Source organism: Pseudomonas sp. NUPR-001, from assembly GCF_052147955.1.
In the GTDB taxonomy this organism is placed as follows: domain Bacteria; phylum Pseudomonadota; class Gammaproteobacteria; order Pseudomonadales; family Pseudomonadaceae; genus Aquipseudomonas.
The window spans coordinates 4,233,203-4,258,217 of the sequence record NZ_CP197353.1 but is presented as its reverse complement, the minus strand read 5'-3'; the positions used below and the strand labels follow the sequence as shown (position 1 = coordinate 4,258,217).

Annotated in this window: 25 protein-coding genes; 7 read left to right on the top strand and 18 right to left on the bottom strand. The window is 61.3% G+C overall.

The window, feature by feature from the left end; all coding sequences use genetic code 11:
• Positions 1-29: 29 nt before the first annotated feature.
• On the top strand, positions 30-452 hold the full coding sequence (locus ACP6KB_RS19375) for a GFA family protein (RefSeq protein WP_442108920.1): 423 nt from the start codon (positions 30-32) through the stop codon (positions 450-452).
• Here the strand turns inward: ACP6KB_RS19375 and ACP6KB_RS19370 are convergent.
• Entirely contained in the window at positions 438-1,331 is an 894-nt protein-coding gene (locus ACP6KB_RS19370) for a LysR substrate-binding domain-containing protein (RefSeq protein WP_442108919.1), read from the bottom strand. The genes ACP6KB_RS19375 and ACP6KB_RS19370 overlap by 15 nt on opposite strands.
• 154 nt (positions 1,332-1,485) lie before the next feature.
• Between ACP6KB_RS19370 and ACP6KB_RS19365 the strand changes: the two genes are divergently transcribed.
• From ACP6KB_RS19365 to ACP6KB_RS19355, 3 genes are all read left to right on the top strand, one after another.
• On the top strand, positions 1,486-2,427 hold the full coding sequence (locus tag ACP6KB_RS19365; RefSeq protein ID WP_442108918.1) for a DMT family transporter: 942 nt from the start codon (positions 1,486-1,488) through the stop codon (positions 2,425-2,427).
• A 45-nt stretch (positions 2,428-2,472) separates the two neighbouring features.
• Positions 2,473-2,811 (top strand): FKBP-type peptidyl-prolyl cis-trans isomerase, encoded by a 339-nt coding sequence (locus ACP6KB_RS19360; protein ID WP_442108917.1) that lies wholly within the window; start codon positions 2,473-2,475, stop codon positions 2,809-2,811.
• A gap of 212 nt (positions 2,812-3,023) precedes the next feature.
• Complete coding sequence (locus ACP6KB_RS19355; protein ID WP_442108916.1) at positions 3,024-3,686, top strand: histidine phosphatase family protein; 663 nt, start codon at positions 3,024-3,026, stop codon at positions 3,684-3,686.
• A 126-nt stretch (positions 3,687-3,812) separates the two neighbouring features.
• Here ACP6KB_RS19355 and ACP6KB_RS19350 read toward each other — a convergent pair whose 3' ends face one another.
• A complete protein-coding gene (locus ACP6KB_RS19350; protein ID WP_442108915.1) occupies positions 3,813-4,250 on the bottom strand; it encodes an Lrp/AsnC family transcriptional regulator in 438 nt (145 codons plus the stop codon).
• Between the two features lie 130 nt (positions 4,251-4,380).
• Between ACP6KB_RS19350 and ACP6KB_RS19345 the strand changes: the two genes are divergently transcribed.
• Positions 4,381-5,286 (top strand): DMT family transporter, encoded by a 906-nt coding sequence (locus ACP6KB_RS19345; RefSeq protein ID WP_442108914.1) that lies wholly within the window; start codon positions 4,381-4,383, stop codon positions 5,284-5,286.
• Here the strand turns inward: ACP6KB_RS19345 and ACP6KB_RS19340 are convergent.
• Positions 5,273-5,965: an alpha/beta hydrolase gene (locus ACP6KB_RS19340; RefSeq protein ID WP_442108913.1), complete on the bottom strand. Its 693-nt coding sequence runs from the start codon at positions 5,963-5,965 to the stop codon at positions 5,273-5,275. The genes ACP6KB_RS19345 and ACP6KB_RS19340 overlap by 14 nt on opposite strands.
• Positions 5,966-6,081: 116 nt before the next feature.
• Between ACP6KB_RS19340 and ACP6KB_RS19335 the strand changes: the two genes are divergently transcribed.
• Entirely contained in the window at positions 6,082-7,002 is a 921-nt protein-coding gene (locus tag ACP6KB_RS19335) for a class I SAM-dependent methyltransferase (protein ID WP_442108912.1), read from the top strand.
• 70 nt (positions 7,003-7,072) lie between these two features.
• Here the strand turns inward: ACP6KB_RS19335 and ACP6KB_RS19330 are convergent, their stop codons facing one another.
• The 12 genes from ACP6KB_RS19330 to gcl form a co-directional block, all read right to left on the bottom strand.
• A complete protein-coding gene (locus ACP6KB_RS19330; RefSeq protein WP_442108911.1) occupies positions 7,073-8,536 on the bottom strand; it encodes a PepSY domain-containing protein in 1,464 nt (487 codons plus the stop codon).
• A gap of 10 nt (positions 8,537-8,546) precedes the next feature.
• Positions 8,547-10,715 carry a TonB-dependent receptor gene (locus ACP6KB_RS19325; protein ID WP_442108910.1) on the bottom strand — a complete coding sequence of 723 codons (2,169 nt, stop codon included), beginning with the start codon at positions 10,713-10,715 and terminating at the stop codon, positions 8,547-8,549.
• 99 nt (positions 10,716-10,814) lie between these two features.
• The gene (locus tag ACP6KB_RS19320) at positions 10,815-11,201 is read right to left on the bottom strand and encodes a DUF2946 domain-containing protein (protein ID WP_442108909.1); all 387 of its coding nucleotides are present in this window, start codon (positions 11,199-11,201) and stop codon (positions 10,815-10,817) included.
• A gap of 43 nt (positions 11,202-11,244) precedes the next feature.
• Positions 11,245-13,284 carry a mechanosensitive ion channel family protein gene (locus ACP6KB_RS19315; RefSeq protein ID WP_442108908.1) on the bottom strand — a complete coding sequence of 680 codons (2,040 nt, stop codon included), beginning with the start codon at positions 13,282-13,284 and terminating at the stop codon, positions 11,245-11,247.
• A gap of 120 nt (positions 13,285-13,404) precedes the next feature.
• Positions 13,405-14,406 carry a sulfate ABC transporter substrate-binding protein gene (locus ACP6KB_RS19310; RefSeq protein WP_442108907.1) on the bottom strand — a complete coding sequence of 334 codons (1,002 nt, stop codon included), beginning with the start codon at positions 14,404-14,406 and terminating at the stop codon, positions 13,405-13,407.
• A 93-nt stretch (positions 14,407-14,499) separates the two neighbouring features.
• On the bottom strand, positions 14,500-15,324 hold the full coding sequence (locus ACP6KB_RS19305) for an ion transporter (RefSeq protein WP_442108906.1): 825 nt from the start codon (positions 15,322-15,324) through the stop codon (positions 14,500-14,502).
• 44 nt (positions 15,325-15,368) lie between these two features.
• Positions 15,369-16,256 (bottom strand): urea transporter, encoded by an 888-nt coding sequence (locus tag ACP6KB_RS19300; protein WP_442108905.1) that lies wholly within the window; start codon positions 16,254-16,256, stop codon positions 15,369-15,371.
• Between the two features lie 153 nt (positions 16,257-16,409).
• Positions 16,410-17,825: a pyruvate kinase gene (pyk, locus tag ACP6KB_RS19295; protein ID WP_442108904.1), complete on the bottom strand. Its 1,416-nt coding sequence runs from the start codon at positions 17,823-17,825 to the stop codon at positions 16,410-16,412.
• Positions 17,822-19,096 (bottom strand): glycerate kinase type-2 family protein, encoded by a 1,275-nt coding sequence (locus tag ACP6KB_RS19290; RefSeq protein ID WP_442108903.1) that lies wholly within the window; start codon positions 19,094-19,096, stop codon positions 17,822-17,824. Before ACP6KB_RS19290 ends, pyk begins: the two co-directional genes overlap by 4 nt.
• A gap of 182 nt (positions 19,097-19,278) precedes the next feature.
• On the bottom strand, positions 19,279-20,172 hold the full coding sequence (locus tag ACP6KB_RS19285) for a 2-hydroxy-3-oxopropionate reductase (RefSeq protein ID WP_442108902.1): 894 nt from the start codon (positions 20,170-20,172) through the stop codon (positions 19,279-19,281).
• Between the two features lie 115 nt (positions 20,173-20,287).
• Positions 20,288-21,070, bottom strand: coding sequence for a hydroxypyruvate isomerase (gene hyi, locus ACP6KB_RS19280; RefSeq protein WP_442108901.1), 783 nt, complete (start codon positions 21,068-21,070; stop codon positions 20,288-20,290).
• Between the two features lie 57 nt (positions 21,071-21,127).
• The gene (gene gcl, locus ACP6KB_RS19275) at positions 21,128-22,903 is read right to left on the bottom strand and encodes a glyoxylate carboligase (protein ID WP_442108900.1); all 1,776 of its coding nucleotides are present in this window, start codon (positions 22,901-22,903) and stop codon (positions 21,128-21,130) included.
• 256 nt (positions 22,904-23,159) lie between these two features.
• On the opposite strand from gcl, the gene ACP6KB_RS19270 reads away from it, so the two are divergent.
• Positions 23,160-23,600, top strand: coding sequence for a GlcG/HbpS family heme-binding protein (locus ACP6KB_RS19270; protein ID WP_442108899.1), 441 nt, complete (start codon positions 23,160-23,162; stop codon positions 23,598-23,600).
• Between the two features lie 63 nt (positions 23,601-23,663).
• On the opposite strand, the gene ACP6KB_RS19265 is transcribed toward ACP6KB_RS19270, so the two are convergent.
• From ACP6KB_RS19265 to ACP6KB_RS19255, 3 genes are all read right to left on the bottom strand, one after another.
• Positions 23,664-24,272, bottom strand: coding sequence for a TetR/AcrR family transcriptional regulator (locus ACP6KB_RS19265; RefSeq protein ID WP_442108898.1), 609 nt, complete (start codon positions 24,270-24,272; stop codon positions 23,664-23,666).
• Between the two features lie 134 nt (positions 24,273-24,406).
• Entirely contained in the window at positions 24,407-24,688 is a 282-nt protein-coding gene (locus tag ACP6KB_RS19260) for a DUF3757 domain-containing protein (protein WP_442108897.1), read from the bottom strand.
• 9 nt (positions 24,689-24,697) lie between these two features.
• Positions 24,698-24,844, bottom strand: coding sequence for a hypothetical protein (locus ACP6KB_RS19255; protein ID WP_442108896.1), 147 nt, complete (start codon positions 24,842-24,844; stop codon positions 24,698-24,700).
• Positions 24,845-25,015: the final 171 nt, after the last annotated feature.

Sequence of the window (25,015 nt, the reverse complement as noted above, 5' to 3'; positions counted from 1 at the left end):
CCTTACTTTCCGCCTGAGGAGCCTTGCCCATGTCGCTGGTAAAACACGGTAGTTGCTTGTGCGGCGCTGTCACACTCAGTGTCAGCCTGGAAAACGCCAGCGTCGACGCCTGCCATTGCAGCATGTGTCGAAAGTGGGGCGGTGGGCCGTTGCTATCGGTGGTCTGCGCCGAGCCGGTCACCTTCACGGCCGGCCAGCCGGTGTTCTATGAGTCTTCTGCGTGGGCTGAACGCGGCTTTTGCGGCACGTGCGGCACGCATCTGCTGTATCGCCTGAAAAACGGCAAATTCGACTCGCTTTCGGTCGGTGTACTGGAAGGCGATACCGACTGGGTCTTCGACCTGCAGGTGTACATCGACGAGAAACCGTCGTACTACTGCTTTGCCAATCAGACCAAAACCATGACCCGGGCTGAAGTTGAAGCGCTGTTCAGCGCTTCAACCGAGGGCTAGCAACCAGTCTGCAAACACCTGCGCCGCTGGTGAGCAGGGGGCCTGTTTGTCGTGCACCAGATAGTCGGCTTGCCCGGTGTGCACGACAAATGCCGATACCGGGCGGATCGCACCCTGTTCGATGCGCTCGCGGGCCATGAACTCCCAGCCAAGGCCGACCCCCATGCCTTGCAGTACAGCTTCGAACACCAGGTTGACCTGATTGAACGTCACCGCGTCGGCGGGCGCCTGGTAGCGCAGGCCCTGGTGGCTGAACCAATCCTGCCAGTCCAGACAGTTCCAGGCTGAGGCATCCAGTTGAATCAGTGGCAGGCTTTGCAACGCCTCCAGCGAGGTGACGCTGGGCAAGGTGCGTTTGACGCTGGCAATCGGGTAGATGGTTTCGTCGAACAGCTTGCTGGCCGAGAGTGAGCTCCAACGGCCGTGGCCGTAGAGGATGCCGAAGTCGTAGTTGGCAATGTCGCTTTCGCTGATCTCGTTACTGGCGTGGATGTTGACGGTGAGTTCCGGGTGCTGCTCGTTAAAGCGCAGCAGGCGCGGGAACAGCCAGTACTGGGCAACGGCATGGGTGCAGATGACACTGACGTTGCGGCTGCTGTGGCCGGCCTTCAGGCGCAGCACATTGGCCAGCAGGTTTTCCAGCATCGGTTCGACAATGGCGTTGAAGCCTTCCCCGGCCGAGGTCAGGGCAATGCCCCGGGCCCGGCGTTCGAACAGCACGGCGCCGAGGTGTTGCTCCAGCAGTTTGATCTGTTTACTCACCGCACTCTGGGTCAGGTACAGCTCGCTGGCGGCACGGGTGAAACTGCCCGTGCGAACCACCGCTTCGAAGGCGATCAAGGTATCCAGCGGGGGCAAATGCCGGCTGAAACGACTCATGCGGGTGATCCTCTTTGGGGAATGGCTGCATCATAGAGTCGTTGCTTTCACGCTGAAAGCCATTCCCTGTGGGAATGGCTGCATGCCGAATGATCTTTTGTTCGCCGTGGGGCCAAGCGGTAGCCTGCGCAGGTCTTTGAACAGGAGCAGGCACGTGAAACAGGGTGTGGTCTACGCCGCGGTGGCCGGGGCGATGTGGGGGATGGTGCTGATGGTGCCGCAGTTGTTGCCGGAGTTCAGCCCGGTGCTGCTTAGCTGTGCCCGCTTTGTGCTGTTTGGCCTGGTAACCCTGGTGCTGGCACTGCCGATGCGCCAGGCACTGCGCCAGCTGACCCTGGCCGATGTGTGGATGCTGGGGCGATTGGCGCTGGTGGGCAATCTGCTGTATTTCATCTGCCTGGTGGCGGCGATTCAGCGTTTGGGAGTGGCGCCGGCGTCGTTGATTGTCGGCGTTCTGCCACTGACCATCACCCTGTATGGCCGCCATGACAGCGGCGGGGTTGAACTCAAGCAGTTGTTTGCCCCGCTGTTGCTGATCCTTGCTGGCATGCTGTGTATCAACCTGCAGACCTTTGCCCTTGAGCCGGGGGCGCTGGGCGACAAACTCGCGGGTGTACTGTATGCCCTGGCGGCCCTGGGCTGCTGGACCTGGTATGCAGTGAACAACAGCCGTTACCTCAAGCAATGCGGGCATTTTGACAGCCACCAGTGGTCGGTACTGTGCGGGGTGATGACCGGGGTGTTCAGCCTGGCGTTGGTGGCGTTCATCGCGTTGTGGCAGCCGGAGCAGTTGCAGGTGCAGGTGTCCACCGAGCGTTGGTGGCTGTTCTGGCTGTACAGCCTGGGTTGCGCCATTTTTGGTTCGTGGCTGGCGGCGCTATTGTGGAATGCGGCCTCCAAGCGCATGCCGCTGACCTTGAGTGGCCAATTGATTGTGTTCGAAACCCTGTTCGCCTTGCTCTATGCCTTTATCTGGCGACAAAGCGCACCGACCTTGCTGGAGGCTGCGGCGATCATTCTGGTGATTGGCGGCGTGTGCTGGTCGATGCGCCAGCACACGCCACAGGCAAGCCTTGCCAAACCCGCGCATTCCTGAGAAAAGGCAGCCTCGAAACACTTTTACGCTTCAACGAGGTCAAGCATGAGCAGCGAACTGCAAATCACCGATATCCAGGTGGGTGAGGGCAAAGAGGCGGTCAAGGGCGCGCTGATTACCACCCAGTACACCGGTTGGCTGGACGACGGAACGAAATTCGACTCCTCCTATGACCGGGGCAAGCCGTTCCAGTGTGTGATCGGTACCGGCAGGGTGATCAAGGGCTGGGACCAGGGCCTGATGGGCATGAAGGTCGGCGGCAAGCGCAAGTTGGTCGTGCCCTCACACCTGGCCTATGGCGAGCGCAGCATGGGGGCGATTACCCCGCATTCGAACCTGACCTTCGAAATCGAACTGCTGGAAGTGCTGACCCGTGATGATTGAGCGGTGCCTGTCTTAATTCGGCAACATCAAGGCGTTAGAGTCACTTCTGCTCAGGGTAGAGCACTCAGGGATCGAACCAAACGGGCTTGGCGCACTCTTAGTTAGCCCGCTCCACGGACGGTACGACAGACAGGGATGACCCGCGGCTTCGGCCGCGGGTGTGTCGGCAAGCGGGTCAGCCATATCCCTTTTTGTCGTATAGAGCCCGCTTGATGAAGTTGTTGACCCTGTTCAAACGCCACCGCCATGCCTGCTGTTCACTGGCGCTGCTCGGCGCTGTCACGTTGCTGGCTGTAGAGGCTGTTGAAAGCCGCGCCGAGCCTGTGGACGGCACCCAGACCCTGGTGTTCCTGCGCCATGCCGAAAAACCCGGTGAAGGCCTGGGGCAGCTCAACTGCCAGGGGCTTAATCGCGCCATCGACCTGGCTACTTTGCTGCCGCAGAAGTTTGGCAAAGCCGACTACGTATTCGCTGCCAACCCGTCCCGGCATGTTGAAGAAGGCAGCAAAGACGACGCCTACAGCTACATCCGCCCACTGATGACCATCAGCCCCAGCGCGATCAAGCTGGGCCTGCCGGTGAACATCGATTTCGGTGCCAACGACACCGCCGCGCTGGCCGATGAGCTGCTGCAGAACAAATACCGCAACGCCACCGTCTATACCGCCTGGTCGCATGGCTACCTGCCTGAGCTGATCAACACCGTGGCGGGCAAAGCCGTGGGTGAGAAACAGGTGATCACCGAGGACTGGGACGGTGGCGATTTTGATTCGCTGTATGTGCTGACCCTGACCTGGCACGACGGCAAGGCCAGCCTGCTCAGCCGTAACTACAAGCAAGGCCTGAACAACGGCGCCCACAGCTGCCCAAGCTGACTGTAGGAGCGGCGGTGCGGCGACCCGACTTGCCCCGCGATAGCGATCTACCTGACACACCGCTATCGCGGGGCAAGCCCGCTCCCACAGGCGGGGTAAGACCTTTGTCCCCTCCAGAGGGCAGGGTTAAGCCATCGGCGGTAGCCGACGTTTGACCGGGGTCTTTTTCACGATCGCGGTGTTGGTTTCAGCATGGCTGTTGAGTTTGTCCAGCAAGGTGTCCAACTGTTCCATCGAGCGCACATGCAGGCGGGCGATGAAGCAGTCATCACCGGTGACTTTGTCGCACTCGGTAAATTCAGGGATCGCCATGATCTGCCGTTCCACTTCGTGCAGTTGCCCCGGCAAGGGCCGTATGCGCACGATGGCCTGCAATTGATAGCCAAAGCAGCGAGGGTCGATTTCCACGGTGTAGCCCTTGAGCACGCCGCGCTCTTCAAGACGCCGCAGCCGCTCACTGACGCTGGGGGCGGAGAGGCCGCTCAGTTGTGCCAAGGCTTTGAGTGAACGGCGCGAATCTTCCATCAACGCCTTTATCAATAATTGGTCGATGTCGTCGGTCATGCTGGCCTCGTTAGGCAAACTGCCACATTAGCCTTGATAGTAAAGGTGTCTTGGCAGTTTAGCCTGTTTAATCCGCTGGAGCGGCGGTGTCCAGGCTCGCATACTTTAGCCATCGTCAAGGAGGTGAGTGATGGACAGTTCAATACGCCGTGGTTCGTTGGAAATGGTCGCTGCGATGCTCATATCGGGGACCATCGGTTGGTTCGTGCTGGTCTCCGGGCAACCGGTGCTGGACGTGGTGTTCTGGCGCTGTGTGTTCGGCGCGGGCACCTTGCTGCTGATTTGCCTGGCCATGGGTTTTCTCAAGCCCGGCATCCTCACCCTGACCACCTTCGCGCTGGCCGTATTCAGTGGTGTGGCGATCGTTGGCAACTGGGTGCTGTTGTTTGCCTCCTATTCACGCGCTTCGATTGCGATTGGCACGGCGGTGTATAACGTCCAGCCGTTCATGCTGGTGGGCCTGGCGGCGCTGTTTCTCGGCGAGAGGATCACCGTGCAGAAGCTGTTCTGGCTGGCGCTGTCGTTCGCCGGGATGCTGGCGATTGTCAGCGCCCATGGCAGCCACAGCGGCAGCGGCACGGACTACTTGCTGGGCATTGCCCTGGCGCTAGGCGCGGCGTTCCTGTACGCAGTGGCAGCATTGATCATCAAGCGCCTGAGCGGTACGCCACCGCACCTGATCGCGCTGATTCAGGTGTGCGCCGGGATCCTGCTGTTGGCGCCTTGGGCCAATACCTCGGGCCTGCCCAGCGACGCCAGCGCGCTGGCCTCGCTGGTGACCCTGGGCATCGTTCACACCGGGGTGATGTATGTACTGCTGTACGGCGCCATCCAGAAACTGCCGACCGCGTTGACCGGGGCTTTGTCGTTCATCTACCCGATCGCGGCGATCGTGGTCGACTGGGTTGCCTTCGGCCACCGCCTGGAACCGCTGCAGTGGTTGGGCGTGGCGGCGATCCTGCTGGCCGCCGCCGGTATGCAGCAAGGCTGGTGGTTCAAGCCTTCGGCCAAAACAGTCGCAGTCAAGTCAGACTGAGGGCAGCACGGTCGATCAGAGCGGCCACTTCGGCCGCCCTGGAGGCCAGCGAGGCATGGCTGGCCTCCAGGCGAAGCACTTCTCTGGGGTTCATGCGTTTCGACATCATTTCCTGATTGGCGGGCGCAATCATCCGGTCATGGCTAGACAGCTGATACCAGCTGGGTTTGTGCTTCCACGCCGGGTTGCTGATGGTGTCGCCAAAGGTGCTGGCCAGCGGCGCTTTCTGGGTCACGCTCATGATCAGGCCTTCGTCCTTGCTCAGGTCCTGGCAGAAGCTTTCATGCAGTTTGTCTGGTTTGATCCATAGGTACCCATCGTCGTCAGGCTGCAAATTGGCGGCTGCTTCAGGCGGGTTCTGCGCGGTAATACTGCCCGGGCTTTCACCATCGTCGGGGGCGAAGGCGGCGATGTAGACCAAACCGACGACATTCGGTTGATTGCCCATCTGGGTAATGACCGCGCCACCATACGAGTGACCAACCAACAGCACGTTATTGTTCACGGCGGCGACCATCTTGCGCGTTCGTTCAGCATCATCGGCCAGCGAGGTCAGCGGCATTTCCACCGCATGCAGGTTTCGGTGGCCCAGGCGTGACAATTCCAGGATGACATGGCTCCAGTGCGCGGCTCCGCCCCAGAAGCCGTGGACCAGAACAATGGTGGGTTTCGCTCTCATGAGGGTGTCCTGCATAGAGGGTGGGAATTGCAGTGTAGATGCTGCAGGCGATTGCTGAAGCAGCAAAGCCGGGCGGTCGGGTTACAATAGTCGGCTTTCCCTGATTGAACCGGCCCATGACTTCTGTAATCGACACCCTTGCCCAGCACCTGCGTGCGTCGCTTGACCCGGCACCCGCCGAAACCCGCCGCCTGTTTCATGGCCGCGGCCGTTGCTGGGCGGGGCTTGAGCAAATCACCGTGGACTGGTTGCAAGGGGTGCTGCTGGTATCGTTGTTTCGCGAGCCTCCAAGCGGCCAGCTCGCTGAGCTGGAGCAGATGCTCCTGGCGCTGGCGCAGGCGTCTTGCTGGAGTGGGCAGGCAATCTTGATTCAGCATCGCTATCTGCCCGACAGCCCCGGGCAGTGGTTGCTCGGCGAGCCCAGCGAGCACTGGTTGATCGATGAAGACGGCTTGCGCTATCAGCTGGATCTGGGCCTGAAGCAGAACACCGGTTTGTTCCTCGACATGCGTTACGGGCGGCGTTGGGTCCGTGAGCAGGCGGCGGGCAAGCGCGTGCTGAACCTGTTCGCCTACACCTGCGGGTTTTCCGTGGCGGCGATTGCCGGGGGGGCCGAGCAGGTGGTCAACCTCGACATGGCACGTTCGGCCTTGAGCCGCGGGCGCGACAACCATCGCCTCAACGGTCACGATCTGGGGCGTGTGAGTTTTCTGGGCCATGAGTTGTTCAAGTCGTGGGGCAAGGTGCGTAAGTCCGGCCCCTATGATCTGATCATTATCGATCCGCCGACTTTCCAGAAGGGCAGCTTCGTGTTGACCCAGGACTACCGCAAAATTCTGCGGCGTTTGCCGGAGTTGTTGACCCTGGGCGGGACGGTGCTGGCCTGTGTCAATGATCCGGCCATCGGCCCGGACTTTCTGATTGAAGGCATGGCTGAAGAAGCGCCGGATCTGGCCTTTGTCGAGCGCCTGGCCAATCCGCCGGAGTTTCCTGACAGCGATCCTGAAGGTGGCCTCAAGGCGCTGGTGTTTCGGTAGGCGCGGGCTTGACCTGCGATCGCGGTGTGTCTGATACATCGCGATCGCGGGGCAAGCCCGCTCCTACAGGTTATTTGCGCAAGCGGCGCCAGCCCAGTACTACAGCGCTGACGCTGAGTACCAAGCCGCCGACACTCAGCCCGATCATCCATGCATCCCACAACGGCCGCCGTTGCAGTAGGGGCAACCAGTCCCAGCTGTGCAGCAGCGAAAACAACCAGCGTGAGACACGTTTGGGCTGATCCAGTGTGCCCAGCACTTCACCGGTGTACAGGTCCAGATGTAGCCAGGTGGCGTTCGGATCATCAAAGCGCACGCGCAACACCGGCAAGCGCTTGTCCAGGTGGCCGAGCATGCTCTGTTCGGCCCTGGCGTAGTAGTAGAAGTCGTAAGCCTGTAACCGCTCGGTGCGCATGTGTCCTTGTGGCCATACGGCCTGCGCGGCGCGCTCCAGCATCTCCTGCGGCAATTGCGTATGCACTTGTCCATCGGCCATCGACAACACGCGGGTGCGGCCGCTGCGGTCATGACCGATGAGATAGCCTTCGCCGCCAATCAGTCGCCATTCCAGCTCCCGTGCATCCAGGCCGCTATCGGCAAACTTCGCCAGCGCTTGCTTCGCGGACAGCGGAAACGCCTGGGCCTGCAGCGGTCCCCCTTGATACGCCGATGTCTCCAGTGGCGCGGCGCTGCTGAATAGCCGCCAGGGGTTCATCGACATCAGGCCACTGAAGATCCAGGTGATCGCCAGCACCCCAAACAGCAAGCCGCCGATGTGGTGCCAGCGGGCAAAGCCGCGATAGGGCGAGCGCGAACCACTGCGGTAGGGCGCCGTGAAGCGCCAGCGCAACACCCCGATCACGGCTCCCAGTACGGCCATGACGGTAGCCGCCAGCGACAGGTAGATCACCAGGTTGCTCCACAGACCATCCAGGCCGATGCCGCGCAGCGGGTACAGCCAGTGCAGCCAGGCGCCGACCAGGTTCCAGCCACGTTCCAGGGCGCTGGCATCACGCACCACCTCGCCGGTTTGCCCGGAGATGTACAACAGCGTGCGTTCGGCGTCGGCCAGTTGCACGCGGTGCAACGGGCGCTCGGCATCCAGGGCGCGGGAATGGCTCCAGAGGTCTTCCTGCACGCTGCCACGGTAGTGCGCGGAAACCATCGGCTGGTACTGGCGGGCAGCCGCCAGCGCCTGATCCTCCCCGATACCGGTCAGGCGCTCACCGCTGCGCGCATCGACGGCCACCGTGCTGCGGCCGGGATAGCTGAACAGGTAGCGTGGCGCCCCGGCTACCGTGGTGAGGCGGATGCTGAGCGGCGCCCGTTCGCTGTTGGCGCTGTGCAAGGCGGTGCCGAGGTCGATGCAGCAGTCCTGCAGATCGAGTGCAGGCAGGTGCGCCAGGTGTTCACGGGGTGTCAGCTTGGGATAGCCGACATACAGCATGACCACGCCGGAGAAAAACCACAGCGCCATGAACAGGCACAGGCCAATGCCCAGCCAGCGGTGCCACAAGTACAGGTAGCGTTTCATCAAAGGTGTCCTAGAAGCGCGTCTGCACAGCCAGCTCCAGGGTGCGCGGCGCGCCGAGGTAGAGCATGCTGGCGCTGGTCCAGCGGGCGTATACCTCGTCGGTCAGGTTGCGCACCCGGGCGCTGATGGTGGTGTCGCGATCCACCTTGTAGCCGGCAAACGCGCCGAACACCGTGTAGGACGGCGCATGGCGGGTGTTGGCGGCATCGGCATACACCGACGACACGTAACGGCTGTCGGCGCCCACCTGCCAGTTGGGGTCGATGTCGTAGGTCAGCCAGAAATTAGCCACCCGTTCCGGGATGTTGGTGGGTGTGTTGCCCTTGCGCGAGACGCTGGTGCCGCCGACGTTTTCGTTGAATTCGTCGTACTGGGCATCGACGTAGGCGAAGTTACCTTCGGCCAGCAGTTGCGGGGTGACGCGCAGTGATGCCGCCAGCTCCACGCCGTGTGACGATTGTTTGCCCACCGGCTGGGTGAAGCCGGGGTTGTTCGGGTCGGCGGTGGCCAGGTTTTTCCGTTCGATATGGTAAGCCGCCACGGTGGCGGCGCCGCGACCGTCAAGGAAGCTGAACTTGCTGCCCACCTCGACCTGTTTGCCAGTGCTCAGGTCAAAGTCGCGCAGCTGGGCAAAGGTGGCGGTGGTGAGGATACCGGCGGGCGGATCGGCGGCGGTGCTGTACTGCACGTAGACGTTGGCCGCTGGGGTGAGCTCGTAAACCAGACCGATACGCCCGGTGGTGGGCTCGTAGTTGCGTTTGAAGTCCAGTGGGTTGTTGGCGTTGACCGCCCGGTAGTTGTGCACCTGCAGGTCGATGTGGTCGTAGCGCAGGCCACTCAGCAGCGACAGGCGCTCGGTCAGTTGCAGGCGGTTCTCCACGAACGCCGCCCAGGTATCGACGGTGTTCTGACGGTTTTTCTGGTAGCCCGGCACCATGCCATCGAGGTCGTAGAAGTGCCCGGGGTCGAAGTTTGCCGGGTCAACGCTGCCGAACGGCCCACTGACCGAGCGCGGGTAGTTCATCTGCACGTTGTGGCTGTAGTCCAGGCCGCTCGACCATTGGCTGTTCATCCCAAAGAGTGTGCCTTGATGCAGCAGTTCCAGGCGGTTGCCGTTGAGCTCCTGATCATGGCGCTGCAACAGTGCGTTGGAGCGGATGACCTGGCTGTTGTCGGCGTTGTAGGTGTAGGTTTCGAGGTTACGGAAGTTACGCTCGGTGTTGTAGTGGTAGAGGGTGTTGCGCAGCGAGGTGTCGCTGTTGAAGCGGTACTCGGTGATCGAACGCAGCCAGCGTACGCGTTGCTCGTAGCGACCATCTTCGACGTTGTAGTTTTCAAAGCGCCGGCTCTCGTCGACCTTCATTTCGCCGCCCAGCGGGTTGAGCACCGGGCTGCCCCAGTACGGGCTGTCGACGCTTTCGTTCTGGTATTCCAGGGCCAGGGTATGCGACAGCTGGTCGTTGATGTCGGTCAGCAGCGAGAAGGCCACACTCCAGGCATCGCGCTCTTCACGGTCGACGTAACCATTGCTGTGGGTGTGGCTGAAGTCCAGGCGCGCGTAGTTGCGTATGCCATCGCCGTCGTTGAGGGCGTGATTGAAGCCAAACGAGGTTTCGCTGCTGTCGTAAGAGCCGTACTTGATGCGGCCTTCGTTGAAGCTTTCGTCGCGGCTGGCCAGCTTGGTGATGTAGTTGATCGAGCCCCCCACTGCACCGGCGCCGAACAGAAAGCTCGAAGGCCCGCCGATGGCTTCGACGCGGTCGTAGATCCAGCTGTCTACCGGCCGTGCGGCAATCGCGTCGTACTGCACGCTGATGCCGTTGAACAACTGGGTGATCTGCGCACCGGAGAAGCCACGGTAGGCCACCGAACCTGCCGAACCGGGCGGTGAGGCGGCGGTCATGCCGGGCACGCCGTTGAGCATGTCCTGGGTGGTTTGTGCGCCGCGTTGTTCGATCTGCTGGCGGTTGACGACCGTCACCGAAGCGGGGGTTTCCCGTGGGGTCAGGCCGAGGCGTGAACCGGTTTGCGACGGCGTGTCGAGCAGCACGCCTTCGTCGCTTTCTGCGCGCTCGCTGATGCGCAGGTCAGGCAGGGTCAACGGCGCTTCGGCCGAGGCTTGAAAGGACAACGCGCACAGCAGCGCCGCGCAACCGGAAAGGCGATAGGTGTAAGGCATCAAAGGTACTCTGGAAATTGAGCCAGCGGCCAGCGACACCTGACGGGCAGGTGCAGCTAAATGGCCGGTTACCGGCAGCCGGACAGGCTGCCGCAGGGATCAAGCCAGAAGCGGGGAGGCGCGGGGGTTGGCAGCGGGCCAGCAATAGCGTGGCGGGGCCTTGCTGCGCAGTTCGCGGTGATAACGCCGAGTGCGGGTGGCAGCCAGCAGCCAGCCGATGACCAGCGCCAGGCCCAGGCACACCACGGCAGCGGCGCACACCGGGCAGGTTTGCATGCTGTCCCAGCCGGAGACGGACTGGTCGCTGAAATCACTTTTCAGCGTCGGCCCGGCGCTGCCCATCGCCGAGCAGTAGGCACCGCCGACACCGTTGAGCTGCAGGCCCATCATCTGCCCATGACCGATACCGCAGGCGAACAGATTGAACAGGACACAGAAATACAGAGTCCAGGCAATCAGCGGGCGGTTGGCGGGGGATGGGTTCATGGACGCGACTCTATCATTGATGGCCAAAGGCTAGAAAGGCATATCAGGCGTGTCCGTCAGGCAAACGTGCGGGCGGTGGGTTGTACTGGGCGAAGCTGACATCATCGGTTTGGTCCACGCGCTTCTTCAGGCGTTCATTGAAGGCCCGGTTGACCGCGTACTGCCCGCCAGAGGTGGTGCGAAACTGCGCGGTGAGGGTGATGCCGTTGAGGTTCATGCTATCGACGCCAAACACCTGCAGAGGGCCTTGCAGGCTGTGGCGCAGCATCGGGTCTTCACTGATCGAGTGGCCGACTTCACGGATCAGGCGCAAGGCACTGTCAACGTCGGTTTCATAGCTGAACTGCACGGAAAAGAACGCGTAGGCGAACTGTCTCGACTGGTTGGTGACGGCCTTGATCTGGCCGAACGGCACCGAGTGCACGAAGCCTTTGCCGTCACGCAGGCGCAGGGTGCGGATGGTCAGGCTTTCGACCGTGCCGGCGTGACCGGAGTCGAGCACGACCCAATCGCCGATGGCAATGGTGTCTTCGATGAGGATGAACAGCCCGGTAATAACATCTTGCACCAGTTGCTGGGAGCCGAAGCCGATGGCCAGGCCAACCACCCCGGCACCGGCCAGGAACGGCGCGACGTTGATACCCAGGTTGGCCATGGTGGTGATGGTGCAGATCACCACCAGCACGATTTTTATCGCGTTACGCAGCATCGGCAGGATGGTGCGCACCCGCGTGCTGGGCTGGCGGGCGGCGCGGCGCCCGACCGTGGGCTTGAGTGCTTCCTGAATGGCGGTGTCGATCACCACCCACAGCAGCCAGGTGACCAGCAGGATCAGGCCGATGCTGCTCAACGAGTCGCTGATGGCCCGGCCGAGGCTGTTGCGCAGGGCGAAATCGAGCACGGAAAAACCCCAGATGCGCCCCAGCAGTTCAATGAAAATCACCGCAATGGCGATGCGCAGCAGGGCGTGGGCGAGGTTGCGCAACAACTCCTTGTAGGGGCGCAGGCGGGCCCTGGCATCCTCTTCGTTCTGGTGCTTGAACATGCGTTGCAGCACGGTACTGATAAACACCGTGCCGATCAGCAGTATCGAAGTCAGCAAGGCCTTTTGCAGTGCGCGCTGACTCTCTTCACCGGCGCCGATCAGGTTCACCGCCGAGACTAGGATCATCATCAGGATCGGCAGAAACCACAGCACCGAGAATATCCGCAGGGTTTCTTGCAAGGCATGGTGTTGCAAGCGGTCGTGCAGGGCACGGTTACGGATCAGGTGCGCCACTGGCCGGCGCAGTTTGAGCACCAACGCGGCAAACGCCAGGGTGGCCAGCAGGCCAGTCACGGCAGCGACGCTGGTGGTGATATTGCCACCCAGAAAGCGGGCGATTTGCGGGCTGGTCAGGGCATCGCTCCAGGCTGCCAGAAAGCCGATCAGAAACAATGGGCGTGGCGCCACCTGGCGAATGATGCGTACCGCCGTGCGCTTGTGCCCGGCGTCGAACAGGGTGATCAAGCAGAGAATGATCGAGGTGGAAAAAATGCCGCTGCTGGTGGCGTAGGCCAGGCTCATGCCCAGCGCGCGACCTGCCGAGAACGCAAGGAAATGGCTGACGTAGAGGGTGACGATCAGGCTCAGCAGCGCCGGCAGAGTGTAAGACAGCAGGTATTTGATCACCTGCTGTGGCCGTGCGCGCTCGCGCAGCAGACGCGCGCGGTTGCAGGTGCGTGCCAGCAGACGGCCGAGGTTGGTGAGGGCGGCGAAAGCCAGCAGCCAGGTGATGGTCAGCAGGGCGAAATCGCGCCACAGTTCCAGAGGGCTGAGCCCGGAATGGTGGGTGACCAGCTCATCGACCTCGTCGGCGGCGCGGTTAGCGCGCAGGCGCCAGTTGTCGACCAGGTGATTATCGACATTCAGTTCTTCACTGACATTGTCCAGGCCATCGGCAATTGCGCCGAGCAGACCGCCTTGAACCACGGGTTCTGCCGGTTCGGCTGGTTTGGTGCTGGTGGGCACCAGGCCGGCGGCGCTGGCCAGCTGAAGACTCAGCAGGCAGCCAAGCAGCAGGGCGACGAGGGATCGGGTCACTGGATACTCCTTGAACCGTGGATGACGGAAAGGGTAGCCAATGATCGGGTTAGCGGGGGGAACGATCGCGGGGCAAGCCCGCTCCTACTGGAGCGGGCTTGCCCCGCGATCAGCGACTACTTACTGCCCGGTGTAAATCTGGTCAAACACACCACCGTCGTTGAAGTGAGTCTTCTGCACGGTGCGCCAGTCACCAAAGGTTTTTTCCACCGAGAGGAAATCGACTTTCGGGAAACGGTCGGTGTACTTGGCCAGCACCGCTGGGTCACGTGGACGCAGGTAGTTGTTGGCAGCAATTTCCTGGGCCTCTGGCGACCACAGGTACTTCAGGTAGGCCTCTGCGGTGGCACGGCTGCCTTTTTTGTCGACGACTTTGTCGACCACGCTTACCGGTGGCTCGGCTTCGGCGGAAACCGTCGGGTAGATGACTTCGAACTGATCACGACCGAACTCACGGGCGATCATTTCGGCTTCGTTCTCGAAGGTCACCAGCACATCGCCAATCTGGTTGGTCATGAAGGTGGTGGTGGCGGCGCGGCCACCGGTATCGAGTACCGGCGCTTGCTTGAACAGCTTGCCGACAAATTCCTTGGCCTTGTTTTCATCGCCGCCGTTCTTGAGCACATAGCCCCAGGCCGACAGGTAGGTGTAGCGGCCGTTACCGGAGGTTTTCGGGTTCGGTACGATGACCTGGACGCCGTCTTTGAGCAGATCAGGCCAGTCTTTCAGGGCTTTTGGGTTGCCCTTGCGGACGATGAACACGGTGGCCGAGGTGAACGGTGCGCTGTTGTTCGGCAGGCGCGTAACCCAATTCTCGGGTACCAGTTTGCCGTTGTCGGCCAGGGCGTTGATGTCGGTGGCCATGTTCATGGTAATGACGTCAGCCGGCAGGCCATCGATCACCGAGCGCGCTTGCTTGCTCGAACCGCCAAACGACATCTGTACGGTGATTTTCTCTTTGTGCTCGGCTTCCCAGTGTTTCTGGAAGGCGGCGTTGTAGTCTTTGTAGAAGTCGCGCATCACGTCATAAGAGACGTTCAGCAGCGGGGCAGGGGCGGCCTGGGCCAATGAGCCCAGAGCGAGGCCGGCAGCCAGAAGCGAGGCACTAAAGAGTTTTTTCACTGCGCATTCCTTGTTCGAATTGGCGTTAAAGGCATTATGCCATCGACTATAGCGGTTCGGCCTTAGGCGCTAAAAGATTAAAAAGTACTTTGCTTATTCCATTTTCTTGAATAACGCGTTACCGCAACGTGAGCAGAACGCGGCACCGTGTTCATGGTGACCTTTGCGGCACACCGGGCAGTCGTGTTGGAGCTGTTCACCGCGCATGGCATTGGCCAGTTCTGCGGTGAAGATCCCGGTTGGTACGGCAATGATCGAATAACCGGTGATCATCACCAGTGAGGAAATCACCTGGCCGAGCGGTGTCTTGGGCACGATGTCGCCAAAGCCGACCGTGGTCAGGGTCACGATGGCCCAGTAGATGCCTTTGGGAATGCTGGTGAAACCATGCTCGGGGCCTTCGACTACGTACATCAAGGTGCCGAACACCGTGACCAGGGTCGAGACACTGAGCAGAAACACGATGATTTTCTGCTTGCTGCCCTGCAGTGCCGACAGCAGGTAATGCGCCTGTTTGAGGTAAGGGCTGAGTTTGAGCACGCGAAAGATCCGCAGCATTCGGATTACGCGGATGATCAGCAGGTACTGGGCGTCGCTGTAATACAAGGCAATGATCCCCGGCACGATCGCCAGCAGATCGACCAGGCCGTAGAAGCTGAAGGCATAGCGCAAGGGTTTGGGTGAGCAGTACAGGCGCGTCAGGTACTCGGCCAGAAAGATCGCGGTAAAGCCCCATTCGATCATGGCCAGCAGGCCGGCGTAGTTCTGGTGAACCTCGTCGATACTGTCGAGCACCACGGTGATCAGGCTGGCGAGAATGATCAGCAACAGGATGCTGTCGAAGCGTCGGCCAGCGACGGTATCGGTTTGAAAAACGATGATGTAGAGCCGCTCGCGCCAGCTCGAAGGGGTGTCCATGCTCAACTCCATTGCACAATGGAGCTGAGCCTAGGGGCAGCGTCTCAGCTATGCAAGCGGCTGGCACGACGGGCCAGGGGCTGGCGGCTCAGGCGCTGGCCGATCAGTACCAGCCAGCAGGCGAGGATGAACGGCGCGGTCAGGCCGGGCACCGGCAACTGCGCGACCACAGGTTGCAGCACGATGGCCAGGAGCATCGCCAGCAGCGGCAGCCAGGGTTGCTTGCGGGTCTGGCTGAAGGCCAATGCTGCCAGGGCGGCGTTGAAACCGTAGAGGCCGGCATACGCGGCGCTGGCTTCACCACCGAGCAGGGCAACGCTGCCGCCCAATGCAGCGCCGAGCAGGGCCCAGGCGGCGGCATAGCGGTTGGCGATCAGCAGGCCGATGGCGATCAGCAGGCCAGCCAGCGGGTTATCCAGCAAAAAGATCTGGCCCAGGCCACGAACCAGGGCATAGAGCGCATTGGGCTCTACGGCCGTGGCGGCGCTGGCGCTCGGTTGGCTGACCAGCAGCACAGCCCAGCCGATCAGCACGAACGGCGCGGTGTAGGCCGGCAGCAACAGGTTGGAGCTGGCGCGTTTGAGCCACTGGTGCACGAGCATGCTGCTCAGGCCACCGGCGGCGATGATCAGCGGCGGCAGGATCGCCGACCAGGGCAGTGCATAGCTGAGCAGCAGGCCGATCAACACACCGTTGTAACTGTACAGGCCGGCTTGGCGATCGGTGCGGTTGTAGCCGCGACGCTGGGCAGTGAGCAGGCCGGCGAGGGCGCCGAGCAGGGCGCCGCCAACCAGGTCGGGTGCGGTCAGGGTGATGGCCAGCAGGCACAACAGCCCACACAGCGGGCTGCGCTGCAGCAGGACCTGGCTGAAGCCATTGAGCAAGGCCGTGGCCCAGTCGGGGCACGGGTTGACGAAATTCTTGGTGTACATGGGGGCAGTCTGGGTTGATGTGGAGTGGGGCAGCCTCTGTCGGGCCGGGTTTTCCCACGTGGAATTTCGGGTGATTCTATCGCGGGGCAAGCCCGCTCCCACAGGGTTGTTGGAAAACCTGTGGGAGCGGGCTTGCCCCGCGATGTTTTTACATCAAATCAACGTCTCGATCCGCAGCGTATTAGTCGATCCCGGCTTGCCAAAAGGCACACCGGCAGTGATCAACAGGGTGTCGCCGCGGCTGGCCATGCCTTGTGCCTGGGCAATTTCCAGCGCCGTCGAGCAGATTTCATCGACCTGACGCAGGCGATCATTAACCACCGAGTGCACGCCCCAGGCGACGCTCAGGCGACGCGCGGTGGCCAGGTTCGGGGTCAGGTTGAGGATCGGCGCCCGTGGCCGTTCGCGGGCCGCACGCAGGGTAGAAGCACCCGACTCGCTGTAATTGACCAGCACCGCCACCGGCAGAATGCCGCTGATTCGACGGATCGCACAGCTGATCGCATCCGACACCGTGGCTTCGGCTTTTGGCCGGCCAACGTCCAGTTGTGCCTGGTAGTCCGGGCCATTCTCGACCTGACGGATGATCTTGCTCATCATCTGCACGGCTTCGAGCGGGTAATCACCCGAGGCGGTTTCCGCCGAGAGCATCACTGCATCGGCGCCTTCAGCCACGGCATTGGCCACGTCGGTGACTTCAGCGCGGGTAGGGGCGGGGGAGAAGCGCATCGATTCGAGCATCTGCGTGGCAACCACCACCGGTTTGCCCAACTCGCGGCAGGTATTGATGATGCTCTTCTGGATCTGCGGCACGCTCTCGGCCGGCACTTCCACACCGAGGTCACCACGGGCCACCATGATCGCGTCGCTCAATTCGGCGATGGCGCGCAGTTGGGTGACTGCCGAAGGCTTCTCGATCTTGGCCATCAGGTAGGCGCGATCGCCGATCAGTTGACGTGCTTCAACGATATCTTCCGGGCGCTGAACGAACGACAGGGCAACCCAGTCGACCCCCAGTTCCAGGCCGAAGGTCAGGTCGCGGCGGTCCTTGGCGGTCAGCGGGCTGAGGTCGAGCACCGCTTGCGGGACGTTGACGCCCTTGCGGTCAGACAGCTCGCCGCCGTTGAGCACTTCAGTCTCGATCGCATCGCTGTGCTTGGCGGTAACGCGCAGGCGCAGCTTGCCGTCATCGAGCAGCAAATCCATGCCGGGTTCCAGCGCAGCGATGATTTCCGGGTGCGGCAGGTTGACCCGCTCGGCGGTGCCGGGGGTGCTGTCCAGGTCCAGGCGCAGGGCCTGACCGCGTTGCAGTTGCACCTTGCCTTCAGCGAAACGGCCAACACGCAGTTTCGGCCCTTGCAGGTCCATGAGGATGCCCAGCGGATAGTTCAGCTGGCTCTCTACTTCACGAATCCACTGGTAGCGCAGGGCGTGGTCCTGGTGTTCGCCGTGGCTGAAGTTGAGGCGAAAGATGTTGACGCCAGACTCGACCAGTTGGCGGATGTCGTCGATGCCGTTGATGGCAGGGCCCAGGGTCGCGAGGATTTTGACTTTTTTATCAGGCGTCATGGTTTGGCACTCTCAAGGATCAGAATGGCGCGGAAGTCGTTGACGTTGGTGCGCGTTGGCTCAGTAACGATCAAGGCATCGAGCGCGGCGAAATAGCCGTAGCCATTGTTGTTGTCCAGTTCATCGCTGGCCGATAGGCCCAGGGCCTCGGCGCGGGCATAGCTGTCTGGGGTCATCAGCGCGCCAGCGTTGTCTTCCGAGCCGTCGATGCCATCGGTGTCACCGGCCAGGGCGTATACGCCCGGCAGGCCCTTGAGGCTTTCGGTCAGGCTCAGCAGGAACTCGGCGTTGCGCCCGCCACGGCCATTGCCGCGTACGGTGACCGTGGTTTCCCCGCCGGACAGAATCACGCAGGGCGGCGACAGTGGCTGACCGTGCAGGACGATCTGGCGGGTGATACCGGCATGGACTTTCGCCACTTCCCGCGACTCGCCTTCCAGGTCGCCGAGAATCAGCGGGCTGAAGCCGGCCTGGCGGGCTTTGACCGCGGCCGCTTCCAGCGATTGCTGTGGGCGGGCGATCAACTGGAAGTGGCTGCGTGCCAGCGCCGGATCATCGGCCTTGACCGTTTCCGAGGCCGGATTGTTCAGCCAGGCGGTGACGGCTGCAGGCGCTTCGATGTTGTAGCGCTTGAGAATCGCTAGGGCTTCAGCCGAGGTGCTCGGGTCGGCCACGGTCGGGCCCGAGGCGATGACCGTGGCCAGGTCGCCCGGTACATCGGAAATCGCATAGGTGTACACCGTGGCAGGCCAGCAGGCCTTGGCCAAACGGCCACCCTTGATCGCCGAGAGGTGCTTGCGTACGCAGTTCATCTCGCCGATGGTGGCGCCAGACTTGAGCAGCGCCTTGTTGATCTGTTGCTTGTCGGCCAGGGTCAGGCCTTCGGCCGGCAGTGCCAGCAGGGCAGAGCCGCCGCCAGACAGCAGGAAAATTACGCGGTCGTCTTCGCTGAGGTTGCTGACCATCTCCAGCACGCGCTTGGCCACGGCCAGGCCTGCGGCGTCAGGTACCGGGTGGGCGGCTTCGACCACTTCAATCTTCGAGCAACTGGCGCCGTGACCGTAGCGGGTCACCACCAGGCCGGAAACTGGGCCTTGCCAACTGCGTTCAACCACTTCAGCCATGGCCGCTGCGGCTTTACCGGCGCCAATGACGATAACGCGACCGCTGCGGTCGCTGGGCAGGTGTGCTTCAAGCACCTGGCGAGGGTGCGCGGCGTCGATCGCCGTGGCGAACAGCTCGCGCAGAAAGTGTTGCGGATCGAGCGACATGTCAGGCTCCAATCTTATTATTCTGCAGAATCGAAAACGCCCCTGGATCTGCCTCCGTGCAGGCCGACCCAGAGGCGGGTGGTGCTCTTTGTAGCGGCAAGCTTCAAGTTTTGAGCTTCAAGACCAGGTAGATCGATGCGCGATCTGCTTGTTCTTAGCGCTCGAAACGTGCCGCGTGCGGCTTACTCGTCCCCGCGGATCGAGAAGTTGGCCATGTGTTCCAGGCCTTTGATCAGTGCCGAGTGGTCCCAGTTGGCGCCACCGATGGCCGCGCAGGTGCTGAACACTTGCTGGGCGTTGGCGGTGTTGGGCAGGTTGATGTTCAGTTCCTTGGCGCCTTGCAGGGCCAGGTTCAGGTCTTTCTGGTGCAGGCTGATGCGGAAGCCTGGATCGAAGGTGCCTTTGATCATGCGCTCGCCGTGCACTTCGAGGATCTTCGAGGAGGCGAAGCCGCCCATCAGTGCTTCACGCACCTTGGCAGGATCAGCGCCGTTCTTGGCGGCGAACAGCAGGGCTTCGGCAACTGCCTGAATGTTCAGGGCAACGATGATCTGGTTGGCAACCTTGGCGGTCTGGCCGTCGCCGTTACCACCGACGCGGGTGATGTTCTTGCCCATGGCCTGGAACAGCGGCAGTGCGCGTTCGAACGCTTTCGGGCAACCACCGACCATGATGCTCAGGGTTGCGGCTTTGGCGCCGACTTCACCGCCCGATACCGGGGCGTCCAGGTAGGCGGCGCCGGTGGCTTTGATTTTCTCGGCGAAGGCTTTGGTCGCGGTTGGCGAAATCGAGCTCATGTCGATGACGACTTTGTTCGGGCCAACGCCTTCGGCAACGCCGTTCTGGCCGAACAGCACGCTTTCAACCTGTGGGGTGTCGGGCACCATGACGATGATGAACTCAGCTTCCTGGGCCACTTCTTTCGGGTTGGCCAGGGCCACGCCACCGGCAGCGATCAGGTCGGCGGGTGCTGCGTCGTGATGGGTGGAGACAAACAGGCTGTGACCTGCTTTCTGCAGGTTCGAGGCCATTGGGAGGCCCATGATGCCAGTGCCGATAAATCCGATTTTAGCCATGAGAATTGCCTCTTGTAATTGTTTGATGGGGTGACCTGTAGGAGCGGGCTTGCCCCGCGATAGCGGTGTTGAAGTCACTATCGCATCGCGGGGCAAGCCCGCTCCTACCGAGAATTCAGATTGCGTTGTGGCTTTTCAACCAGCCCAGGCCTGCTTCGGTGGTGGTCAGCGGCTTGTATTCACAGCCCACCCAGCCCTGGTAACCGATGCGGTCCAGGTGTTCGAAGAGGAAGCGGTAGTTGATTTCACCGGTACCCGGCTCGTTGCGGCCCGGGTTGTCGGCCAGCTGGATGTGGTTGATCTTGGCCAGGTTGCCTTCCATGGTGCGGGCCAGGTCGCCCTCCATGATTTGCATGTGGTAGATGTCGTATTGCAGGAACAGGTTGTCGCTGCCCACTTCGGCCTGAATGTCCAGGGCTTGCTGGGTGGTGTTCAGGTAGAAGCCCGGGATGTCACGGGTGTTGATCATTTCCATGACCAGCTTGATCCCGGCAGCCTGCAGCTTGTCGGCGGCGTACTTGAGGTTGTCGACGAAGGTCTTGCGCACGGTGGCGCAATCCGGGCCTTGTGGGCGGATACCGGCCAGGCAGTTGACCTGGGTGTTGCCCAGTACCTGAGCGTAGGCAATGGCCAGGTCGACACCGGCGCGGAACTGCTCGACACGGGCCGGATCGCACGCGATGCCGCGATCACCTTTGGCCCAGTCACCGGCTGGCAGGTTGAACAGCACCTGGGTCAGGCCGTGGGCATCGAGCTGCTGCTTGATCTCAGCCGAGCTGAAATCGTACGGGAACAGGTATTCGACACCGCTGAAGCCAGCATCGGCTGCAGCCTTGAAACGGGCGAGGAAGTCCTGCTCGGTGAACAGCATGGACAGGTTAGCGGCAAAGCGTGGCATGGTTGTCTCCTTGCAAAAGTGGGCCCTGCGCCTATCGCAACAGGGCCTTTGCTACGTTCAGTCGAGCAGGGAAATCGCGGTTGGCGCGTCGTTGCCGACCAGGGCCAGGTCTTCGAATTCGTTGACCGCGTTGATTTCAGTACCCATGGAAATGTTGGTCACGCGCTCGAGGATAACCTCGACCACCACCGGAACCTTGAACTCTTCAGCCAGTTTTTGCGCTTTGAGCAGGGCCGGGGCGATTTCGTCAGGCTCGGTAACACGCAGGGCCTTACAGCCCAGACCTTCAACCACGGCGACGTGATCGACACCATAACCATTGAGCTCTGGCGCGTTGACGTTTTCGAACGCCAGCTGCACGCAGTAGTCCATCTCGAAGCCACGCTGCGCCTGACGGATCAGACCCAGGTAGGAGTTGTTCACCAGTACGTGAACGTACGGCAGGTTGAACTGCGCACCTACCGCCAGTTCTTCGATCATGAACTGGAAGTCATAGTCGCCCGACAGCGCAACAACCTTGCGAGTTGGGTCGGCTTTTACCACGCCCAGTGCAGCAGGGATGGTCCAGCCCAGTGGGCCGGCCTGACCGCAGTTGATCCAGTGACGTGGCTTGTACACGTGGAGGAACTGGGCACCGGCGATTTGCGACAGACCGATGGTGCTGACGTAGCAGGTGTCTTTGCCGAACACCTGGTTCATTTCCTGGTACACGCGCTGTGGCTTGACCGGCACGTTGTCGAAGTGGGTCTTGCGCTGCAGGCTGGACTTGCGCTGTTGGCAGTCTTCCAGCCAGGCGCTGCGATCCTTGAGCTTGCCAGCGGCTTTCCACTCGCGGGCCACTTCCAGGAACACGTCCAGTGCGGCACCAGCGTCGGAAACGATACCCAGGTCAGGGGTGAATACCCGGCCAATCTGGGTCGGTTCGATATCGACGTGAATGAAACGGCGGCCTTCGGTGTAGACATCAACCGAACCGGTGTGACGGTTGGCCCAACGGTTACCGATACCCAGAACCACGTCAGACTTGAGCATGGTCGCGTTGCCGTAGCGGTGCGAGGTCTGCAGGCCGACCATACCGACCATCAGCGGGTGATCGTCAGGGATGATGCCCCAGCCCATCAGGGTCGGGATCACTGGAATGCCGGTCAGTTCAGCGAATTCGACCAGTTTGTCGCAGGCGTCAGCGTTGATGATGCCGCCACCAGCAACCAACAGTGGACGCTCGGCGGTGTCGAGCATGGCCAGGGCCTTCTCGACCTGTACGCGGTTAGCAGCTGGCTTTTGTACTGGCAGCGGCTGGTAGGCGTCGATGTCGAATTCGATTTCGGCCATCTGCACGTCGAACGGCAGGTCGATCAGCACAGGGCCTGGACGGCCGGAGCGCATTTCGTAGAAGGCTTTCTGGAACGCGTACGGCACTTGGCCTGGTTCGAGAACGGTGGTTGCCCACTTGGTGACAGGCTTGACGATGCTGGTGATGTCAACGGCCTGGAAATCTTCTTTGTGCATACGGGCACGCGGCGCCTGGCCGGTGATGCACAGAATTGGGATCGAGTCGGCAGAGGCGCTGTACAGGCCGGTGACCATGTCAGTGCCGGCAGGGCCGGAGGTGCCGATGCACACGCCGATGTTGCCGGCCTTGGTGCGGGTGTAGCCCTCGGCCATGTGCGAGGCGCCTTCAACGTGACGAGCGAGGACGTGATCGATACCGCCAACTTTCTTCAGGGCCGAGTACAGCGGGTTGATTGCAGCACCCGGGATACCAAACGCGGTTTCAACACCTTCGCGGCGCATCACCAGAACGGCTGCATCAATTGCTCTCATTTTGCTCATGGTTTTGTGCCTCTTTGATTTTGTAATTGTATACAAATGGCTTTTCGTCAGAGTGTATTCACGCCAGGCGACTCTGGTCAATCCATTTTCATCGGCGATGGGTGCTTTCGTCGGGAAGGCCATAAAAAAGGCATTTCGTCAGAATTGGTTTATCGCTCTCGAAATATTGTATACAAAAAAATTCGCCATTGTGTTCTATTTGTTCTATTGCTTTCACACCTGCCCTCAGGGCTTCTAACAACAAGAGGACCTTTCCATGAACGCATTGACCCTGAAAGTCGCTGTCAGCCTGGTGAACGCCGCGCTGGCTGCGGGTCGCAAGATCTCCGCCGCACCTTTGACCGTGGCGGTGCTCGACAACGGCGGCCACTTGCTGGCCTTGCAACGTGAAGACGGCGCCAGCCTGCTACGCCCGCAAGTGGCGATGGGCAAAGCCTGGGGCGCGATTGCGCTGGGCAAGGGCTCGCGCCTGCTGGCGCTGGACGCACAGCAGCGCCCGGCGTTTTTCGCCGCGCTCAATGGCCTGGGGCAAAGCCCGGTGGTGCCGGCGCCGGGTGGCGTGCTGATTCGTAATCAGCAGGGCGTGGTGTTGGGGGCGATCGGTATCAGTGGCGATACGTCGGATATCGATGAGCAGTGCGCGATCAGTGCGATCGAGGAGGCGGGGTTGACCGCTGATGCGGGGGTAGCGGCTTAAGGTTTTTCGCGGGGCAAGCCCGCTCCTACCGGCTTTGGTGGGAGCGGGCTTGCCCCGCGCTGCTTACACCTCAGGCTCACAGCCCTTGAGCACCAGACGAATGATGGTCTGCGTGGCCGCCTCGTAGTCGCTGTCTTCAAGCTTGGCTTTGCCGGTGACCACCGAAATCTGCCAGTCGAAGTCCGCGTAGGTCTGGGTTGCTGCCCAGATGCTGAACATCAGGTGGTGCGGGTCAACTGCGGCAATCTGGCCACGGTCGATCCAGGCCTGGATGCACTCGATATTGTGCCGGGCCTGCTCGTTGAGCTGTTCGACCTGGCTGCTGCTCAGGTGTGGCGCACCGTGCATGATCTCGCTGGCAAACACTTTGGACGCAAAGGGCAAGTCGCGGGAAATGCGCACTTTGGAGCGGATGTAGGCACTCAGTACCTCTTTCGGCTCGCCGTCGGCATTGAACGGCGTCGATGCCTGCATGATCGGCTCGATAATGCTTTCCAGCACCTCGCGATAGAGGTTTTCCTTGGATTTGAAGTAGTAGTAGACGTTTGGCTTGGGCAGCCCGGCCTTGGCCGCGATGTCACTGGTTTTGGTGGCGGCGAAGCCTTTGTCGGCGAACTCCTCACTGGCTGCGCGCAGGATCAGTTCTTTGTTGCGCTCGCGAATGGTGCTCATGGTGCTGGACGGTCCTTTGACGCTGCGAGCGCGGATGGTAGCACCGAAAATCAATCGAGAACATGCAGCCCAGCGCTTTCCCCCCGCCGACGGCGTACCGGGCACAGGAGAAAGCGGGCGGTCACGCGGTCACCTCAGGAGCGAGCTTCGGTGAAGGCGCAGGCCATCTCGGCCGAGTTGTTGCATTCGAAATAGGAAATACCGAACGGCCCGGACTTCTCTACCCAGTTTTCAGTGCGCTGTAATTGCACCCGAACATCCGGAGTCACCTCCGGGCGGTAGCGCAGGTCGACGGGTTTGCCCTCTGCAGTGCGGTAGGTGCATTTGTTCAGGGTGCCTACTTTGGTGTTGTTGTCCGGGAAAAACAGCGCGCTATCGAATGTGACCAGGGCGCCTGTGACAGGCCCTTGAAGCACGCCAAGCCATTAGCCCTGACCGCTGGCGGTCGCTGCTGTATAGATCCCGTTGATGTGGCTGATGGCCGAGACGTTAGGGCAGTATTCGACGCCGCTTGCCATTGATTGGCTTGCGTACAGCGCAAGCGCGAGCAGGCCGAGTTTTCCTGTCGACATGTGGTAACTCCATTGGTTAGAAAGTAGACGCTACGCTGAATGCGTGTGGCGAAACGGATGCTAACCAGTGGTAAAACAGGCGAAAGCAGGCGGAATTTCCGATTGTTGAAGGAATGGGCCACTGCGGGCGAGGGAATCGTCCTTGAGTGCGATAACCTGTGTTTCGTGATA

Bases quoted from the DNA above. Each gene is read 5' to 3' on its own strand.
- ACP6KB_RS19325 (WP_442108910.1), bottom strand. From the start codon at position 10,715: ATGCCTTACACCTATCGCCTTTCCGGTTGCGCGGCGCTGCTGTGCGCG.
- gcl (WP_442108900.1), bottom strand. From the start codon at position 22,903: ATGAGCAAAATGAGAGCAATTGATGCAGCCGTTCTGGTGATGCGCCGC.
- ACP6KB_RS19355 (WP_442108916.1), top strand. From the start codon at position 3,024: ATGAAGTTGTTGACCCTGTTCAAACGCCACCGCCATGCCTGCTGTTCA.
- ACP6KB_RS19340 (WP_442108913.1), bottom strand. From the start codon at position 5,965: ATGAGAGCGAAACCCACCATTGTTCTGGTCCACGGCTTCTGGGGCGGA.
- ACP6KB_RS19345 (WP_442108914.1), top strand. From the start codon at position 4,381: ATGGACAGTTCAATACGCCGTGGTTCGTTGGAAATGGTCGCTGCGATG.
- ACP6KB_RS19290 (WP_442108903.1), bottom strand. From the start codon at position 19,096: ATGTCGCTCGATCCGCAACACTTTCTGCGCGAGCTGTTCGCCACGGCG.
- ACP6KB_RS19330 (WP_442108911.1), bottom strand. From the start codon at position 8,536: ATGAAACGCTACCTGTACTTGTGGCACCGCTGGCTGGGCATTGGCCTG.
- ACP6KB_RS19350 (WP_442108915.1), bottom strand. From the start codon at position 4,250: ATGACCGACGACATCGACCAATTATTGATAAAGGCGTTGATGGAAGAT.
- ACP6KB_RS19335 (WP_442108912.1), top strand. From the start codon at position 6,082: ATGACTTCTGTAATCGACACCCTTGCCCAGCACCTGCGTGCGTCGCTT.
- ACP6KB_RS19255 (WP_442108896.1), bottom strand. From the start codon at position 24,844: ATGTCGACAGGAAAACTCGGCCTGCTCGCGCTTGCGCTGTACGCAAGC.
- hyi (WP_442108901.1), bottom strand. From the start codon at position 21,070: ATGCCACGCTTTGCCGCTAACCTGTCCATGCTGTTCACCGAGCAGGAC.
- pyk (WP_442108904.1), bottom strand. From the start codon at position 17,825: ATGACGCCTGATAAAAAAGTCAAAATCCTCGCGACCCTGGGCCCTGCC.
- ACP6KB_RS19265 (WP_442108898.1), bottom strand. From the start codon at position 24,272: ATGAGCACCATTCGCGAGCGCAACAAAGAACTGATCCTGCGCGCAGCC.
- ACP6KB_RS19375 (WP_442108920.1), top strand. From the start codon at position 30: ATGTCGCTGGTAAAACACGGTAGTTGCTTGTGCGGCGCTGTCACACTC.
- ACP6KB_RS19360 (WP_442108917.1), top strand. From the start codon at position 2,473: ATGAGCAGCGAACTGCAAATCACCGATATCCAGGTGGGTGAGGGCAAA.
- ACP6KB_RS19300 (WP_442108905.1), bottom strand. From the start codon at position 16,256: ATGTACACCAAGAATTTCGTCAACCCGTGCCCCGACTGGGCCACGGCC.
- ACP6KB_RS19270 (WP_442108899.1), top strand. From the start codon at position 23,160: ATGAACGCATTGACCCTGAAAGTCGCTGTCAGCCTGGTGAACGCCGCG.
- ACP6KB_RS19285 (WP_442108902.1), bottom strand. From the start codon at position 20,172: ATGGCTAAAATCGGATTTATCGGCACTGGCATCATGGGCCTCCCAATG.
- ACP6KB_RS19370 (WP_442108919.1), bottom strand. From the start codon at position 1,331: ATGAGTCGTTTCAGCCGGCATTTGCCCCCGCTGGATACCTTGATCGCC.
- ACP6KB_RS19320 (WP_442108909.1), bottom strand. From the start codon at position 11,201: ATGAACCCATCCCCCGCCAACCGCCCGCTGATTGCCTGGACTCTGTAT.
- ACP6KB_RS19305 (WP_442108906.1), bottom strand. From the start codon at position 15,324: ATGGACACCCCTTCGAGCTGGCGCGAGCGGCTCTACATCATCGTTTTT.